This is a genomic window from Hydrocoleum sp. CS-953, from assembly GCF_002260545.1.
GTDB lineage: Bacteria > Cyanobacteriota > Cyanobacteriia > Cyanobacteriales > Microcoleaceae > Trichodesmium.
In genome coordinates, this window is record NZ_LGSU01000082.1 from 1 (window position 1) to 2,034 (window position 2,034).

Here is a 2,034-nt window from a genome sequence, read left to right on the forward strand (position 1 = left end):
ATATCTCAAGAAAATCTTTCATTTTTAAACTTCTATCATTCTGTCAGAGAAGCAGCATCAAAAATGCAAAGTGCTTCTAATTTGAAAAATTTATCTCAAATAATTGTAAAAGAAATCAGAAAAATTACAGGCTTTGACAGAGTAATGGTATATAAATTTGATTCTAAAAATAGTGGTTCTGTAATTGCTGAAGAAAAAATAGAAACCCTAGAACCACTGTTAGGATTAAATTATCCAAGTCTAGATATTCCACCTCAAGCTAGAAAAATATTCCAAGTAAATTGGCTCAGATTAATTGCAGATGTTAATTCTCAACCTGTAGAAATCTTACCAAGCAATAATCCAATTACTAATGAATCTATTGACTTAACTTATTCTGTTTTAAGAAGTGTCTCACCTTGCCACATCGAATATTTAAAAAATATGGGTGTCGGTGCTTCTATGTCTATATCTTTGCTCAAAAATAAAAAATTATGGGGTTTAATTGCTTGTCACCACAATTCAGCGAAATATGTGCCCTATGAATTAAGAGCAGCGTGCGAATTTTTAGGACAAACAATGTCTCTAGAAATTCCTTATCAAGAAAATAACGAAGACTATAATTATCGGTTAGAGTTAAAGTCAGTCAAGAGTAAAATTATTGAAGATATTTCAACTTCATCAAATTTTATTGATGCCTTAGTTGAATGTCAAAATCAACTCCTAAATTTAGCCAGTGCTGAAGGAGCAGTCGTAATTTCTGGAGAGCATTTTCATCTAGTAGGTAAAACTCCACCATTAATAGCTATTCAAGAATTAATCCCAGAGATAGAAAAACAGTTTAATCAAGAAGTTTTTTCTACAGATTCTTTGCCTAGAAGTTATGAAAAATTTCGAGAATATAAAGATGTAGCTAGTGGGTTACTAGCACTTTCAATATCTTCAGCTCAAAGAATTTATATTTTGTGGTTTCGACCAGAATTCATTCAAACTATTGATTGGGCTGGAGATCCTAAACCAGTTACAGAAACAGAGTCTAATGGCGACATTCGATTATGTCCTCGGAAATCATTTGAACTGTGGAAAGAAATTGTTAAACTAACATCTGTACCTTGGAAAAAGTGTGAAATAGATGCTGCATTGGAACTAAGAAATGCGATTATTAAAATTGTACTTAAACAAGCAGATGAACTAGCAAAATTAAATTCTGCATTGCAAAAGTCAGAAGTAAGAGAAAGAGAAAAATCGGCTCAATTAGAACAAACATTAAGAAAATTACAATTGACTCAGACACAATTAATCCAAAGTGAAAAAATGTCTAGTTTAGGGCAGTTAGTCGCAGGTATTGCCCATGAAATTAATAATCCTGTTAATTTTATATATGGCAATATTGAATATGCAAATAATTATGCCTGTGAACTAATGCAAATGATTAAACTATATCAACAATATTACAATCCTCCTGTGGCAGAAATTGAAGCAGAAAGTGAAGAAATAGATGTAGAATTTATTATGGAAGACCTGCCTCAACTATTAAAATCTATGAAGGTAGGTACAGAGCGGATTCGTGAAATTGTCAAGTCATTACGCAATTTTTCCAGACTTGATGAAGCAGAAATGAAGCTAGTTAATATTCACGAAGGAATAGATAGCACTTTACTCATACTTAATAATCGACTTACTCCTAAAGTAGGAAAACAGATTAATTTAATTAAACAATATGGGAATATTCCTCTGGTAGATTGTTATGTGAGTCAGTTAAACCAAGTATTTATGAATATTGTCGTAAATGCAATTGATGCTCTGGAAGACGCACAAGCAAAAGGTAAATTTTCTCAATCAAATAAAGAAGAAATTCCCACAATTAAAATTCAAACTGAAGTTAAAGAAAAAACATTTATTACTATTAGCATCTCTGATAATGGTACGGGGATGACAGAAGAAGTACAGCAACAAATATTTAACCCTTTCTTTACTACAAAATCTGTAGGTAAAGGCACTGGTATTGGGTTGTCAATTAGTTATCAAATTGTGGTAGAAAAACATGGCGGTCGT

General features: G+C 31.8%; 1 protein-coding gene. It reads left to right on the forward strand.

The genetic code is table 11. The features are described 5' to 3' along the window. A partial coding sequence (locus AFK68_RS00510) for an ATP-binding protein (RefSeq protein WP_143437374.1) occupies positions 1-2,034 on the forward strand: 2,034 nt, incomplete at both ends.